The organism is Pseudomonas hamedanensis (genome assembly GCF_014268595.2).
GTDB classification, from domain to species: Bacteria; Pseudomonadota; Gammaproteobacteria; order Pseudomonadales; family Pseudomonadaceae; genus Aquipseudomonas; species Aquipseudomonas hamedanensis.
On sequence record NZ_CP077091.1, the window covers coordinates 2,164,664 to 2,179,435 of the forward strand.

Sequence of the window (14,772 nt, forward strand, 5' to 3'; positions counted from 1 at the left end):
CACGCCGCGTTTATCGGCAAAGACATACTTGGATTTACTGCGTTGAATCTCCAGCCTTCAGCTGCTGTAGCTTCATCTCAGCCAAGGGATGTCCGGCCTTGGCGGCCATGCTCCACCAGCGCGCCGCTTCAGCAGGGTCCGGCGTTTGGCTAGGCGTACCGGCAAGGCTGATTACACCGACTTGATACGCCGCTTTGCCATCCCCAGCCAACGCCGCCAGACGCAGCAAACGTATGCCTTCTTCACGCGCGCCCAGACCAACGCCGCGAAAGGTCAGGATGTGCCCATAAAAGCTTTGCGCGCTGACATCGCCGAGATTGGCCATGCGCGCAAACTGGCCTTCAAGCCAATGCCAGCCGCGCGGCTGGCGGACAAACCACGACCAATGAAACAGCCTGCGGGCCAGCCAGTAACCGACCCGCGCCTTGAGGCGTAAAAACACTCAGGCCTCCGCCGATTCCGGGTACTCGTATTCGAAAACCCGGACCACTTCCGACGCATGCCAGGACGCCGCGGCGACGCCATCAGACGGCCCGGAGAATCGCCCCAGACGCTCGACACATTCAAAAAAACCGGTACGCGGCAAGCGACTGGCACCCTGACTGATGACCAGCGAGCTGCGCAACGGCTGCTCGGCTTTGGCGTCCAGCGCGGCCAGATGCTCGAGCGCGGCCGTCAGGGTTTGCATCGCCGGTGTCGGCAACTGCAAACGTTCCAGCAGCGCTCGATACGTCAGTAGATGGCGCTGGCGGCGCGCCTGATCCAGCTCCCCCAACAATCCGTCCCAATGTTGACGGCTGATGCGTACGCTCACGATTCGTCCCTCCAACCTGGCACCGTCAATTCCCAGGCCAGGCTGCGGCGAATCGCGGCGTCGGGTAGACGCTCACCACTTTCGATCATGGCCAGATAAGACGGGCTGATGCCTACCGTGCGGGCCAGCGCCTCGATGGCGATGCCCTTCCCTTCGCGCAAACTGCGTAGTTGATCCAGACCTGGAAGAATCGGGTCTGGTGAAGTCGCGAGTGGCGCTGGAGCCGGTCGCGACGGTGCTTCGTTGATCCCTGCTGCTTTCAGTAAAGCCTGATATTGAGCCCACGGCAGAACCGCGTATTCGGGTTCGCCATCGCGTGCAATTATCTGAATATCCATGACTACCCCGTAGGACAACAACACTTAGCGAGTCGGCACTTTTCCCTAGAAGTGTAATCCTAACAGCGGCCAAGGTCGCGGGGGGTATCTATCTGTAGGCAGTATTCGCCAGTCAGGGCTTTTTCGGCCCCTGCAACTGCAATTGCTCAGGGGAATCGGGCAGGCGTTCTACCACTGCCAGTTTTTCCGGATTTTGCCGGTTGCGCCAGAGGCGGAAGGCGTTGAGTTCGTTATCGAGGGTTTTCATCAGCCAGGCAAGGACGGCGATGTCGTCGAGCATGCCGAACATTGGAATGAAGTCCGGGATCGCATCGACCGGGCTGAGAAAGTACATCAGGCCCGCCACGACAGAGATCAGCGATTTGGTACTGATCGCGCGGTATTCGCCGCGCCAGTAAGCCAGGCACAGCGCCTGCAGCAAGCGCAGATCATCCTTGAGCTTGCCCAGACGGTTACCTTGCGCAGCACCTTTACTGGCCACGGCAAACAAAAGCGTTGGCAGACGTCCACGGGCCAGCAGGCGACCAGCCAAGGGCAGGAATCGAGCGAAATTCCATGGAGCTTTCATCTATTCTTCCCGTTGAAATGTTATCCACACAAATTGTGGATAACCTTGTGAACAGAGCTGCATTTCAGCGCTGAGAGCCCCGTTTCATAAGGGCTGCGCTTAGATCGGGCGTTTTTTACTCACATAAAAAACCCCAATATTTCATTGACTTGGCGGCTCAGGGCGTCTAGCGCGGGCAGCCTCAAAGCTATGACTGTGTTGATCGGCGTCAGTTCGCTCTGTTTACCCTTGCCGACGGCCAGATGCAACAACGCCCCGCATAAGCGAGGCGTTGTTTTAAAGCCGTTGCGAGTTACTTGGCAGCGGCGTCTTCTTTGGCTGGATCCTTGATGGCCAGCAGTTCCAGGTCGAAAACCAGAACCGAGTTAGCCGGGATCGCCGGGCTTGGCGACTGAGCGCCGTAAGCCAGATCGCTAGGGATGTACAGTTTGTACTTCTCGCCAACGTGCATCAGTTGCAGACCTTCAACCCAACCCGGGATCACACCGCTGACCGGCAGATCGATCGGGCTGCCACGCTCGACGGAGCTGTCGAATACGGTGCCGTTGGTCAGCTTGCCGGTGTAGTGAACGGTCACTACGTCGGTCGGCTTGGGCTGTGCGCCGTCGGCCTTCTTGACCACTTCGTACTGCAGGCCGGAAGCGGTGGTAGTGATGCCAGGCTTCTTGCCGTTTTCTTCGAGGAATTTCTTGCCGGCGGCTGCCGACTCTTCGCTCATCTTGGCCATGCGCTCTTCAGCACGCTTTTGCAGCGCGGCGAAGGCTTCGACCAGTTCTTCATCTTTCAGCTTCTGTTCTTTCTTGCCGACGGCATCTTCGATGCCCTGGGCTACCGCTTTGGAGTCCAGATCATCCATGCCTTCCTGAGCAAGGCTTTTGCCCATGTTCAGGCCGATGCCGTAGGAAGCTTTTTGCGCCGGGGTTTTCAGCTCCACGCTGGTCTGCGAATCACAACCCGCGAGGACCAGGCTAACCAGGGCTACCGCCGCCGCCAACCGATGCTGTTTCATGCTATTTCCTTGTTCATGCGCCGAATGGGCAATCGAGTAAAGCCGCGAGCTTATCAGGCCGCCACGACCAATGGCTACCGGCATGAGAGCAGGAAACTTCCGATAAGTTCAGGGATTAAAACGCATTGGCCGCGCAGCATGATGAAGCTTCTGTCATCCGGACCCGGCAATGGCCGCACGATCTTCGGTGAATGTTTAACGTAATGGCCACTTGCCCAGAAGGGCCTGCTCAGGCATAACAACGCAACAATTGACAAGGATGTTTATCTTGCGCCTCTTATTCCGTGTGCTGACCCTGATCGTGGTGCTGCTGGGACTCGTCCTCGCGGTAGTCTTGTACTACGTTGCCAACCCGAAACTGCCCTTCTACACCCCCGTCGAACAGGTGCATTACCTGGATCAGTGGAGCGAGCAAGAACGGCAAACCTACTATTTCACGCCCCAGGGCACACAGGTCGAAGGCCTGCGTTACGAATGGTTTCAGGCACTGGAGTTGCCGTTCTCCGAGCAGCGTTTTGCCGCCCCCGAGTACCTCGCCCGCTTCGGTTTTCTGGTCGACCCACAACAAAAAGCCACGCCGAATAATCCTGGCAACCTGCCCGTTGGCTTTGCGCGCCATCAAAATCCCGGCAGTTCCGAGCACTATCTGGACATCACTTGCGCGGCCTGCCACACCGGTGAATTGCGTTTTAAAGGCCAGGCTGTGCGAATTGATGGCGGCACGGCGCAGCATGTGCTGCCTTCCAGTGTTCCGACGCTACGCGGTGGCAGTTTCGGACAAGCTCTGGTCGCAAGTCTGACAGCGACTTACTACAACCCCTGGAAATTCGAACGCTTCGCCCGCCATGTCCTCGGCGTTGAATACGACGCGCGCCATGAGCAACTGCGCCGGGACTTCAAAACCTCGCTGGATACTTTTCTCAAAGTCGCATGGAACGATACCCATCGCGGCCTCTATCCCACCGAAGAGGGCCCCGGTCGCACAGATGCGTTCGGCCGAATCGCCAACGCCACGTTCGGTGATGCCATTTCTCCCGCCAACTATCGCGTGGCCAACGCCCCGGTGGATTACCCGCAGCTATGGGACATGTGGACGTTCGACTGGGTGCAGTGGAACGGCTCCGCGCAGCAGCCCATGGCCCGTAACATCGGCGAAGCACTGGGCGTCGGCGCAACCCTGAATTTCTTCGATGCCGATGGCCAGCCGCTGCGCGGCGATGAGCGCTATGCCTCCAGCGTGCGGGTGCGCGATCTGCACAAGATCGAAGAAACCCTGCAGCAATTAAAGCCGCCCTCCTGGCCTCAAGAGCTGTTCGGCGCCATCGACAAACCGCTGGCAGCGAAAGGCCGCGCGCTGTTTGCCGAAAACTGCGCCGCTTGTCACGTACCGCAGCAGACGCAGGAAGGCGAACGCCGAGTGCTGCAGCTGCCGATGCTACCCGTAGCCGCCATCGGCACCGACCCGAACGCGGCCAATAACATTGCCAGCCATCGCTTTGACCTCACCGCCCTGCAATGGGACTTGAAAGAGCTTGAAGGCATGGATGTGAAACTTCATCCGACGCCCAAAGAACCGCTCGACCTCAGCCAATTGTCGGTCGCCAAGGGGCTGGCTTATGTCACCGCCTTCGTGGAAAACCGCGCCTATCGCGAGGCAGGTGTGACGCCTGCAGAAAAACCTCGCCTGGACGGTTTCGGCCTGCCAATCGGCGTGCGTGAAAAAGTCGCCTACAAGGCGCGACCGCTGGCCGGGGTATGGGCCACTGCACCGTTTCTGCACAACGGTTCGGTGCCGAGCCTCTATCAGTTGCTCTCGCCTCGGGATGAACGCGCAAGCACGTTCTATAAAGGCACCTTCGAATACGATCCACGTCACTTGGGCTATCGCACCGAAGCCTTCGCCAATGGCTTTATGTTCGACACGCGGATTAGCGGCAACCACAACAGCGGCCACGAATTTCGTGCCGGCGAGCGCGGCAACGGTGTCATCGGCAGACTGTTGCAACCCGAGGAGCGCTGGGCGCTGCTCGAATACCTGAAAGTGCTGGGTGGCCCCCTGGAGGCGCAGTTGCCATGATCATGCCGACCTTCAAAACACAACTGCCGCTAATGGCCCGCCTCTGGTTAGGGCTGGGACGCTTGCTCGGCAGGGTCGTGTTGATCGTGCTGGTCATCGGCCTGCTTGGCTGGGGCAGCGCCACGGCCTGGTGGACCTGGCAACATCGCGGTCCTGTGTCGGCGCAGGAACAGGTTCCGGCCGGTGAAGCGGCGATGACTCAGGACGTGATTCAGACCGCCGTGCGAATTGTCGACCAACACCGCGAAGGCACGCGCTATCTGCGTGACGCACACGCCAAGGCGCATGGCTGCGTGAAGGCGCAAGTGCAGGTATTGCCGGAGCTGGCGCAGCCGCTGCGTCAGGGCGTATTCAGCGAACCTGGCAAAACCTGGCAGGCGCTGATTCGTCTGTCCAACGGCAATGCCTATCCGCAATTCGACAGCCTGCGCGACGCCCGCGGGATGGCGATCAAGCTGCTCGACGTACCGGGCAGGCAATTGCTCGACAACCGCCAGCAACAGCACGAGCAAGACTTCGTGATGTTCAGTCATCCGAACTTCTTTGTCAGCGATGTCGCCGAGTACCGCCAGAACGTGGCAGCGCAGGCGGATGGCAAGAAAGTCATGGCGTTTTTTCCGACATGGGATCCGCGCACTTGGCAGGTCCGCCATCTGTTTATCGCGCTGGCCACCTTGTCACCGCCGCCTGACAGCCCGACCGCGACCACGTACTTTTCGGTATCGCCCTACAAATTCGGTGAGGCCAATGCCAAATTCCGCGTGATGCCGGATCCCGGCAGTTGCCCCGCTTACACGCTGCCCAAACAGAATCACGACTTGCCGAACTTCTTGCGCGGCGCGCTGAAGCAACAACTGTCGGCGGATCGGGTGCCGGCGTGTTTCGTCTTGCAGATTCAGCGCCAGGATGCGCACCAGTACATGCCGATTGAAGACACCAGCATAGAATGGCGCGAGCAGGATGCACCGTTCGAAACCGTGGCGCGGATCACCTTGCCTGCGCAGGACTTCGATACACCGGCGCTCAATCTCGAATGCGACAACCTGTCGTTCAATCCGTGGTTCGGGATCGAGGCGCATCGGCCGATTGGCGGGATCAATCGCTTGCGCAAAGCGGTGTATGAGGCGGTGAGCGATTATCGGCACGCCCGCAATGCTGCGCAGTAGCGCGGCGACTTTATAAATCGCAGACAGCAAAAAGCCCGCACAAGGCGGGCTTTCTGTGGTGATCTGGCGTTCAGTTCCAGATACCGAATATGGCGCAGCGGACGGGACTCGAACCCGCGACCCCCGGCGTGACAGGCCGGTATTCTAACCGACTGAACTACCGCTGCGCGAAACGCTTGAAACGAATGGTGGGTGATGACGGGATCGAACCGCCGACATTCTGCTTGTAAGGCAGACGCTCTCCCAGCTGAGCTAATCACCCTTCGCTTCGTTACGGGGCGCATTATGCCACAAGTTTTCGTAATATGTTGATTTAATTGAATTTTTTTTCAATTAAATCCGAAAACAAGTGAAACGACACGTCCCGCGGGTACAACGTTGAGGCAGAAAAAAACCCGCCTTAGCGGGTTTTTCCGTGGTGACCTGGCGTTCAGTGTTCCAGGTTACCGAATATGGCGCAGCGGACGGGACTCGAACCCGCGACCCCCGGCGTGACAGGCCGGTATTCTAACCGACTGAACTACCGCTGCGCGTAACACTTGAAACGAATGGTGGGTGATGACGGGATCGAACCGCCGACATTCTGCTTGTAAGGCAGACGCTCTCCCAGCTGAGCTAATCACCCTTCGCTTCGGTGTGGCGCGCATTCTACGGAGCGCCCCCACCTCTGGCAAGCACTTTTTTAAATAATTTTCCGAGGCCTTCCAAAGGCTTAGAGAAGGGTTGGCCTATGCCCCGGCGAAGACAATAATGCCCCCCTTTGTATAAAGGAGAGACTCACCCCATGTGGTTCAAGAACCTGCTTATCTATCGCCTGACCCAAGACCTGCCTGTCGATGCCGAGGCGCTGGAAACTGCACTGGCCACCAAACTGGCGCGTCCATGTGCAAGCCAGGAGTTGACCACTTACGGTTTCGTCGCGCCATTCGGCAAGGGCGAAGATGCACCGCTGGTGCACGTCAGCGGTGATTTCCTGCTGATCAGCGCACGCAAGGAAGAACGCATTCTGCCGGGCAGCGTCGTACGTGACGCGGTCAAGGAAAAGGTCGAAGAGATCGAAGCCGAACAGATGCGCAAGGTCTATAAGAAGGAGCGCGATCAGATCAAGGATGAAATCATCCAGGCGTTCCTGCCGCGCGCGTTCATCCGTCGCTCGTCGACCTTTGCCGCGATCGCGCCGAAACAGGGCCTGATCCTGGTCAACTCGGCCAGCCCGAAACGCGCCGAAGACCTGCTGTCGACCCTGCGCGAAGTCATCGGCACCCTGCCCGTCCGCCCGCTGACGGTAAAAATGGCGCCGACCGCGGTCATGACCGAGTGGGTCACCACGCAGAAAGCCGCCGACGATTTCTACGTGCTGGACGAGTGCGAGCTGCGCGATACCCACGAAGATGGCGGTATCGTCCGTTGCAAGCGTCAGGACCTGACCAGCGATGAAATCCAGCTGCACTTGAGCACCGGCAAAGTGGTGACTCAACTGTCGCTGGCCTGGCAGGACAAACTGTCGTTCATGCTCGACGACAAAATGACCGTCAAACGCCTGAAGTTCGAAGATCTGTTGCAGGATCAGGCAGAACAGGATGGCGGCGATGAGGCACTGGGTCAGCTGGATGCCAGCTTCACCCTGATGATGCTGACGTTTGGCGACTTCCTGCCGGCGCTGGTTGAAGCGTTGGGTGGGGAAGAGATGCCGCAGGGGATCTAAAGCCTTGCGAGGTCCAAACTGTAGGAGTGAGCCTGCTCGCGATGAGGGACTGACATTCGACGAATATGTTGACTGATAGACCGCTATCGCGAGCAGGCTCACTCCTACATTTGTTTAGTGGTGTTCTTTTAATAATAAGGATCAAGCCATGCGCGCACTGGCTGCACTCAGCCGCTTTGTCGGCAATACCTTCGCTTACTGGGTTCTGATATTCGCGGTCATCGCGTTCCTGCAACCGGCGTGGTTCATCGGCCTTAAAAGCGCGATCGTGCCGCTGCTGGGTCTGGTCATGTTCGGCATGGGCCTGACCCTCAAACTTGACGACTTCGCCGCAGTCGCCCGCCATCCATGGCGTGTGGCGCTGGGCGTGGTCGCGCATTTCGTGATCATGCCCGGTGTGGCGTGGTTGCTCTGCCAGGTCTTTCACCTGCCGCCGGAAATCGCCGTCGGGGTGATTCTGGTCGGCTGCTGCCCGAGCGGCACTTCGTCTAACGTGATGACCTGGCTGGCGCGCGGCGATCTGGCGCTTTCCGTGGCCATCGCCGCCGTCACCACCCTGCTCGCGCCATTGCTGACCCCGGCGCTGATCTGGCTGCTGGCCTCGGCCTGGCTGCCGGTGTCGTTCATGGAGCTGTTCTGGTCGATCCTGCAAGTCGTGTTGCTGCCGATCGTCCTCGGCGTGGCCGCGCAGCGTTTGCTGGGGGACAAGGTCCGTCATGCGGTAGACGTATTGCCGCTGGTGTCGGTGGTCAGCATCGTGATTATCGTGACTGCGGTCGTTGCGGCGAGTCAGGCGAAAATCGCTGAATCCGGCCTGTTGATCATGGCGGTGGTGATGCTGCACAACAGCTTCGGCTACCTGCTGGGTTACTTCACCGGGCGCCTGTTCGGCTTGCCATTGGCGCAGCGCAAGTCGCTGGCACTGGAAGTCGGCATGCAGAATTCGGGACTGGGCGCCGCGCTGGCCAGCGCACATTTCTCTCCACTGGCGGCGGTGCCGAGTGCCTTGTTCAGCGTTTGGCACAATATTTCCGGGGCGCTGCTGTCGACGTACTTCCGGCGCATGAGCGAAAAAGAAGACCGCGAGGAGCTGTCGCGTCAAGCGACGGACTGAGCGCAAAACTTGATCCCCGGGTTAAGGCTGGTCAAACTATCGCGCAACGCGGGGACGACCCCGCGGCTCGATCGAGTCATTTAATCTGGGGACGACCCCGTCAATCGATGGAGGTTTGCCATGTCCTGGATCATTCTGTTTTTCGCCGGCCTGTTCGAAGTCGGCTGGGCCGTCGGCCTGAAATACACCGACGGCTTCACCCGCCCGCTGCCTACCGTTCTGACCGTTGCTGCCATGGCCATCAGCCTTGGCTTGCTCGGTCTGGCGATGAAGGAATTGCCGTTGGGCACGGCTTATGCGATCTGGACCGGGGTCGGTGCCGTGGGCACGGTGATTGCCGGGATCATTCTGTTTGGCGAATCGATGGCGTTGATTCGGCTGGCCAGTGTGGCGTTGATCGTTACCGGGTTGATCGGGCTTAAGGTCAGCGCTTAGGCATCTATCGCTATCGCGAGCAGGCTCACTCCTACAAGGGAAACGCATTTCAAATGTAGGAGTGAGCCTGCTCGCGATGGCGCCGGCCCAGTCAGCGACTATCTGACAGAGCCACGCAGTTCGCCCACCAACACCTGCAACTTCGCCGGCTCGGCGCCTTCAGTCACCGCCGGCCCCGCCACCAATGTCACCCGCGACCACAATCGGCGAAACATGCCCTTGTTCGGGTCGCGACTGAAGAAACTCCCCCACAGCCCCTGCAACGCCAGCGGAATGACCGGCACTGGGGTCTCCTCGAGAATCCGCGTCAGCCCGCCCTTGAATTCACTGATCTCGCCATCGGCGGTCAACTTGCCTTCCGGGAAGATGCACACCAGTTCGCCGTCCTTCAGATACTGGGCAATGCGGGTGAAGGCCTTTTCGTAGATCTGAATATCTTCGTTGCGACCGGCGATGGGAATGGTCCCCGCCGTGCGAAAGATAAAGTTCAGCACCGGCAGGTTGTAGATCTTGTAATACATGACAAAGCGAATCGGCCGACGCACCGCACCGCCAATCAGCAAGGCATCGACGAACGACACGTGGTTGCACACCAGCAGCGCCGCGCCCTCGTCGGGGATCGCTTGAAGATTGCGATGCTCGACTCGGTACATCGAATGGCTGAGCAGCCAGATCATGAAGCGCATGCTGAATTCGGGAACAATCTTGAAGATGTAGGCGTTGACGCCGATGTTGAGCAGCGAGACCACGAGGAACAGTTGCGGGATAGACAGCTTGGCAAGGCTTAACAAAACGATCGAAACAATCGCCGACACCACCATAAACAGCGCGTTGAGAATGTTGTTGGCGGCGATCACCCGCGCACGCTCGTTCTCTGCCGTGCGCGACTGGATCAGTGCGTACAGCGGCACAATATAGAAGCCGCCGAAAATGCCCAGGCCGAGGATGTCGATCAACACCGCCCAGGTGTGCACGAAGCCCAGCACCTGGATCCAGCTATGCCCGCTGACGCTGTCGGGAATCCCGCCGGAATGCCACCACAGCAATAGGCCAAACACGGTCAGACCGAACGAACCGAACGGCACCAGACCGATCTCGACCTTACGCCCGGAGAGCTTTTCACACAGCATCGAACCGAGGGCGATACCGACCGAGAAAACCGTAAGAATCAAGGTGACTACGGTTTCATCACCGTGCATCCACTCCTTGGCATACGCCGGAATCTGCGTCAGGTAAATCGCCCCGACAAACCAGAACCACGAGTTGCCGACAATCGAGCGCGACACCGCCGGGGTCTGGCCCAAGCCGAGCTTCAGGGTGGCCCAGGACTGACTGAAGATATTCCAGTTCAGGCGCATGTTCGGTGACGATGCCGCCGCGCGTGGAATGCTGCGGCTGGCAAGATAGCCCAACACGGCGATGCCGACGATGGCAGCAGACACCACCGGCGCGTAATGCTCCGACGACATCATGACCCCGGCGCCAATAGTCCCGGCAAGAATCGCCAGAAAGGTGCCCATTTCTACCAGACCGTTACCGCCGACCAGTTCGTCGTCACGCAAGGCCTGTGGCAGGATCGAATACTTCACCGGGCCGAACAGCGCCGAGTGCGTGCCCATGGCGAACAGCGCCACCAGCATCAGCCAAAGATGATCGAAGAGAAAGCCGATCGATCCTACGATCATGATGGCGATTTCCGCGAGTTTGATCAGACGGATCAGCGCGTCCTTGGCGAACTTTTCACCGAACTGCCCGGCCAACGCGGAAAACAGGAAAAACGGCAGAATAAACAGCAGCGCGCAGAGGTTGACCCAGATCGAACGGTCGCCCTCGATGGTCAGCCGATAAAGAATGGCGAGGATCAACGACTGTTTAAATACGTTGTCGTTAAACGCGCCGAGGGACTGGGTAATAAAGAAAGGCAAAAAGCGCCGGGTGCGCAGCAGGGTGAACTGTGAGGGGTGACTCATCTTCCGTGTTTCCTGATGTTAGGTAGAGAGGCCTGGGTGCTTGTCATTGGAATCTCGAACCGCGGTCCAGGCCACACCTTACCTAAACTTTTCAGATTATTTCTTCAAACCTGCGATGCACGGCGAGACGAACAGCTCGCCACGCCATGCGCCTTGCACAGTGCGCTTGCCGACGATCAACCACATCACCGCCAGCAACGCCACCAGCGCCGTGCCGAACACACTGAAAAACGTCAGGTTGAGCAGGCTCGCCAGTTTCAGCGTCGCCAGCGAATACACGCCCAACGGGAAGGTGAAGCCCCACCAGCCAAGGTTGAAGGGGATACCGTCACGCAGATAACGCACGGTGATCAGCAGCGCCATCAGCATCCACCACAGCCCGAAGCCCCAGAGCGTGATGCCCGCCACCAGCCCCAGCCCCGCCGCGATTTCACCGACGCCCGGCAAGCCGTTGGCGGCGAAAATCGCCGGCGCCTCACCACCCAGCAGCAACATGCCCAGCGCACCGGTGCCGATCGGACCCAGCGCCAGCCAGCTCGAAGCGGCCATGTTTTCATGGGGCAGTTTGTGCAGGGCCATGCGCAGCAACAGGATCGTCAGAATGCTGAACGCCACGGGCAGGGAAAAAGCCCAGAGTACGTAACTGGTGGTCAGCATCACCAGTTGCGCGTGGGCATCGCTCAAATGCGGCGCCAGCAAGCCACCGCTGGCGGCCGCCACTTCCGCCGCGACCACAGGCAACAGCCAGACCGCAGTCATCTGGTCGATGCTGTGTTCCTGACGGGTAAACATCATGTACGGAATCAGCACGCCGCACGCCAGCGACATCGCCACATCCAGCCACCACAGCACCTCGGCCAGATCGATCACCGCCTCGCCCCAACGTGGCAGGCCAAACAACAGAAAGCCGTTGATGATCGTCGCCAGCCCCATGGGAATGGTGCCGAAGAACATCGACACAGTGGAATGACCGAAAATCCGCCGCGCTTCGTCGAAGTACAAGATCCAGCGGGCCGCGTACGCTGCGGTAAACAGGGTAAACAGCAGAATGTTGAACAACCACAGGCCTTCGGCGATGGCGTGCAGGCCGGCAATGTTCAAGGGCAGTTGCGCCAGCGCCAATGCCAACACACCGGTGCCCATGGTCGCGGCGAACCAGTTGGGGGTGAATTGGCGGATTACCTCGAGCGGGTGCTGAAGCTGGCTGAACGGCTTGAGACCGGGTTTGGTGTTGCTGGGATAACTCATCGTGGACTCCTCTCCTCGTGTGAGGTTGAGTCCATGGTAGAACCGAATAGAATATCTATATAACGGGTAATATCTCTAACTGTTATCTGTTCTACCAATAAGCATTCAGACGCTGCCTGCGCTTTCGATGACCAGAATCCGCGCCGCCCCTTGAGGATGGGCGACATGCTCGGTGCCCACCGAGGCGTAGAAAATGTCGCCTACCTCCAGCAGCACGTGCTTTTCTTCACCCTCTTCGCGGTAGCGCATTTGCACTTGGCCATCGAGCACCACGAAGACTTCCTCGCCGTCATTGACGTGCCATTTGTAGGGCTGATCCGTCCAGTGCAAGCGCGTGGTGATGCCGTTCATGCTGGCAATGTCCAGCGCGCCCCAGGCGCGTTCGGCGGTAAAGGTTTTGCTGCGGATAATCTTCATGTGCCGATCCCGGAAAGAAGTCAGCCAAGGCTAACCCAAACGGCTGCGCTTAAGGAGCGCTGCACACCTTGACAGCAGGTGCGCGCAAACTGAGCACCGCTGCCCCCAGCGCCAAAACAATCAGTACCGCCCCATAGCCATCAGTGGTTGCCAGCAAGCCATAGCTGCGGGTCAGGTGCCCGGCGAGCAAGGCTGGCAAACAGAACGCCAGATAACTCAGTACGTAATAAGCCGACATCATCCCGGCTCGCTCATGGGGCAAGGCCAGCGGCACAACGCTGCGCACCGCGCCAAGAAAGCCCGAGCCGAAACCGCAACCGGCGACCAGTGTGCCGAGAAAAAACAGCGATAGACTGGCGCTGTGCACGCCGAACAGAATCAACCCCAGACCGAGCGGCAGCAGCAGTGTCCCCAGACGCAACGCTTGAGTCGCCGGGCGATTGCGCATCGTGAAGATCATCAACGCCCCGGTCACGGTCAATGCCGCGACAGTCGCACCGCCGATCAGATTGGAGGTGGACCCCGTGGCGGTGCGCACCAGTGAAGGTGCCAGCGATGCGTAAAAACCACCGAGCGCCCAGGTTGCGGTGTTCAGCGGCAGGATTCGCCACAAGGTCGAACGTGCCTGCACCGGCACATGCAAGGTCGGCCGCAACGATGCCCATGCCCCGCCCTGCCGGGTAACGTGCTCCGGCAAGCGCCAGACATAGGCGCCCTGCACCGCAAACAGTATGAGCAGCAGCCAATAGGTCAATTGCAGCGGCGCCGGCGCGTACTCCGCCAGCAAACCACAGCCCATGCCGCCGATTGCCATTCCCAGTAGCGGCGCGACACTGTTGATCAACGGCCCATGCTGGCGATCGGTGTCGAGCAGCGTCGCGCTCAGCACTGCAGTCGCCATGCCGGTGGCAAAACCTTGCAGCACGCGGGCGCCGATCAACCAGGCCACGCTGTCGGCATAGATGAACAGCAACATGGCCAACCCATTGAGCAACACCGCGGTGAAAATCACCGGCCTGCGCCCCAGGTGATCAGACAGCGAGCCGACGGTCAGCAATGCAGCCAGCAGACTGAAAGCGTAGACCGCGAAAATCAGTGTCAGCACCGCTGGCGAAAAATGTAGTTGATCCTGATACAGGTGGTACAACGGCGTCGGCGCGGTGGAAGCGGCGAGAAAACTCAGTAAGGTAATCGCCAGAAACCACAGACTGGCACGGTGGGAAGCGACATTATTCAAGGGGCTGGTCATGGGCACACTCCGCAAAAGCTAATTTTTTGCTTTTGCGGAGTGTGCTACTGCCCCGCGCTTAAAGCAAATTCTTTGTGTTAAGGTCTGCCACATGGCTATTAAAGAAGGTTTACGCCCCGGTGGCCGCAGTGCCCGGGTGCAAGATGCGATTCATTCGGCAGTCCGCGCGCTGCTGCAGGAACAGGAGCGCTCGACGGTGACCGTCCCGCAAATCGCTGCGCGTGCTGGCGTCACACCGTCGACGATTTACCGGCGCTGGGGTGACCTGGCAGCGTTGCTGGCTGACGTCGCCCTGGCGCGCATGCGCCCCGACAGCGAACCAGCAGAAACCGGCAGTTTGCGCAGCGATATTCGCGCCTGGGCCGAGCAATACCTCGACGAAATGAGTTCCGAGCCTGGGCGCAACATGATGCGCGATGTGCAGGCGAGCGCTACGCCGGGGTACTGCGTGGCGATTATTGGCGCGCAGTTGCAGACCATCCTTGATCGCCACCCGCACGAGGCCGCGCCGAGTGTCGATCGGTTGATCAATCTGGTGGTGGCGCCGGTGGTGTTCCGGATTCTGTTTTCGGCGGCGGCGCTGGAGGTGGATGAGTTGCATCGGCTGATCGATATTGCGCTGCGTCTGGACTGACGCTATCGCGAGCAGGCTCACTCCTACA

The 14,772-nt window shown here is 59.3% G+C and carries 15 protein-coding genes and 4 tRNA genes; 6 read left to right on the forward strand and 13 right to left on the reverse strand.

The window, feature by feature from the left end:
• Positions 1–34 precede the first annotated feature (34 nt).
• The 5 genes from HU739_RS09215 to HU739_RS09235 all read right to left on the reverse strand — a co-directional run bounded on the left by HU739_RS09215 (position 35) and on the right by HU739_RS09235 (position 2,729).
• Positions 35–442: an SEL1-like repeat protein gene (locus HU739_RS09215; RefSeq protein ID WP_186550997.1), complete on the reverse strand. Its 408-nt coding sequence runs from the start codon at positions 440–442 to the stop codon at positions 35–37.
• Complete coding sequence (locus tag HU739_RS09220) at positions 443–814, reverse strand: hypothetical protein (protein ID WP_003223109.1); 372 nt, start codon at positions 812–814, stop codon at positions 443–445.
• Positions 811–1,152 carry a helix-turn-helix domain-containing protein gene (locus tag HU739_RS09225; protein WP_186550998.1) on the reverse strand — a complete coding sequence of 114 codons (342 nt, stop codon included), beginning with the start codon at positions 1,150–1,152 and terminating at the stop codon, positions 811–813. Before HU739_RS09225 ends, HU739_RS09220 begins: the two co-directional genes overlap by 4 nt.
• Before the next feature lie 112 nt (positions 1,153–1,264).
• Positions 1,265–1,720, reverse strand: coding sequence for a YkvA family protein (locus tag HU739_RS09230; protein ID WP_186550999.1), 456 nt, complete (start codon positions 1,718–1,720; stop codon positions 1,265–1,267).
• Positions 1,721–2,012: 292 nt separating this feature from the next.
• Positions 2,013–2,729 (reverse strand): FKBP-type peptidyl-prolyl cis-trans isomerase, encoded by a 717-nt coding sequence (locus tag HU739_RS09235; RefSeq protein WP_186551000.1) that lies wholly within the window; start codon positions 2,727–2,729, stop codon positions 2,013–2,015.
• A gap of 268 nt (positions 2,730–2,997) precedes the next feature.
• On the opposite strand from HU739_RS09235, the gene HU739_RS09240 reads away from it, so the two are divergent.
• Together HU739_RS09240 and HU739_RS09245 are read left to right on the forward strand one after the other, a co-directional pair.
• Positions 2,998–4,806 (forward strand): di-heme-cytochrome C peroxidase, encoded by a 1,809-nt coding sequence (locus HU739_RS09240; protein WP_186551001.1) that lies wholly within the window; start codon positions 2,998–3,000, stop codon positions 4,804–4,806.
• A complete protein-coding gene (locus HU739_RS09245; RefSeq protein WP_186551002.1) occupies positions 4,803–5,972 on the forward strand; it encodes a catalase family protein in 1,170 nt (389 codons plus the stop codon). Before HU739_RS09240 ends, HU739_RS09245 begins: the two co-directional genes overlap by 4 nt.
• 90 nt (positions 5,973–6,062) lie before the next feature.
• Here the strand turns inward: HU739_RS09245 and HU739_RS09250 are convergent.
• From HU739_RS09250 to HU739_RS09265, 4 genes are all read right to left on the reverse strand, one after another.
• Positions 6,063–6,139: transfer RNA gene (locus tag HU739_RS09250), tRNA-Asp, on the reverse strand.
• A 19-nt stretch (positions 6,140–6,158) separates the two neighbouring features.
• Positions 6,159–6,234, reverse strand: a tRNA-Val gene (locus tag HU739_RS09255).
• 191 nt (positions 6,235–6,425) lie between these two features.
• Positions 6,426–6,502, reverse strand: a tRNA-Asp gene (locus HU739_RS09260).
• A gap of 19 nt (positions 6,503–6,521) precedes the next feature.
• A tRNA-Val gene (locus tag HU739_RS09265) sits at positions 6,522–6,597 on the reverse strand.
• Positions 6,598–6,756: 159 nt separating this feature from the next.
• On the opposite strand from HU739_RS09265, the gene rdgC reads away from it, so the two are divergent.
• From rdgC to sugE, 3 genes are all read left to right on the forward strand, one after another.
• Positions 6,757–7,677 (forward strand): recombination-associated protein RdgC, encoded by a 921-nt coding sequence (rdgC, locus tag HU739_RS09270; RefSeq protein WP_186551003.1) that lies wholly within the window; start codon positions 6,757–6,759, stop codon positions 7,675–7,677.
• Between the two features lie 148 nt (positions 7,678–7,825).
• Entirely contained in the window at positions 7,826–8,791 is a 966-nt protein-coding gene (locus HU739_RS09275; RefSeq protein WP_186551004.1) for a bile acid:sodium symporter family protein, read from the forward strand.
• A 120-nt stretch (positions 8,792–8,911) separates the two neighbouring features.
• A complete protein-coding gene (gene sugE / locus HU739_RS09280; protein ID WP_007962927.1) occupies positions 8,912–9,226 on the forward strand; it encodes a quaternary ammonium compound efflux SMR transporter SugE in 315 nt (104 codons plus the stop codon).
• 98 nt (positions 9,227–9,324) lie between these two features.
• Here sugE and HU739_RS09285 read toward each other — a convergent pair whose 3' ends face one another.
• The 4 genes from HU739_RS09285 to HU739_RS09300 all read right to left on the reverse strand — a co-directional run bounded on the left by HU739_RS09285 (position 9,325) and on the right by HU739_RS09300 (position 14,098).
• A complete protein-coding gene (locus HU739_RS09285) occupies positions 9,325–11,196 on the reverse strand; it encodes an MFS transporter (protein WP_186551005.1) in 1,872 nt (623 codons plus the stop codon).
• 96 nt (positions 11,197–11,292) lie between these two features.
• On the reverse strand, positions 11,293–12,444 hold the full coding sequence (locus tag HU739_RS09290; protein WP_186551006.1) for a TDT family transporter: 1,152 nt from the start codon (positions 12,442–12,444) through the stop codon (positions 11,293–11,295).
• A gap of 105 nt (positions 12,445–12,549) precedes the next feature.
• Positions 12,550–12,861 (reverse strand): cupin domain-containing protein, encoded by a 312-nt coding sequence (locus HU739_RS09295; RefSeq protein ID WP_186551007.1) that lies wholly within the window; start codon positions 12,859–12,861, stop codon positions 12,550–12,552.
• Positions 12,862–12,910: 49 nt separating this feature from the next.
• On the reverse strand, positions 12,911–14,098 hold the full coding sequence (locus tag HU739_RS09300) for an MFS transporter (protein WP_186551064.1): 1,188 nt from the start codon (positions 14,096–14,098) through the stop codon (positions 12,911–12,913).
• Between the two features lie 103 nt (positions 14,099–14,201).
• Between HU739_RS09300 and HU739_RS09305 the strand changes: the two genes are divergently transcribed.
• On the forward strand, positions 14,202–14,744 hold the full coding sequence (locus tag HU739_RS09305) for a TetR/AcrR family transcriptional regulator (RefSeq protein ID WP_186551008.1): 543 nt from the start codon (positions 14,202–14,204) through the stop codon (positions 14,742–14,744).
• The last annotated feature ends 28 nt before the right edge of the window (positions 14,745–14,772 follow it).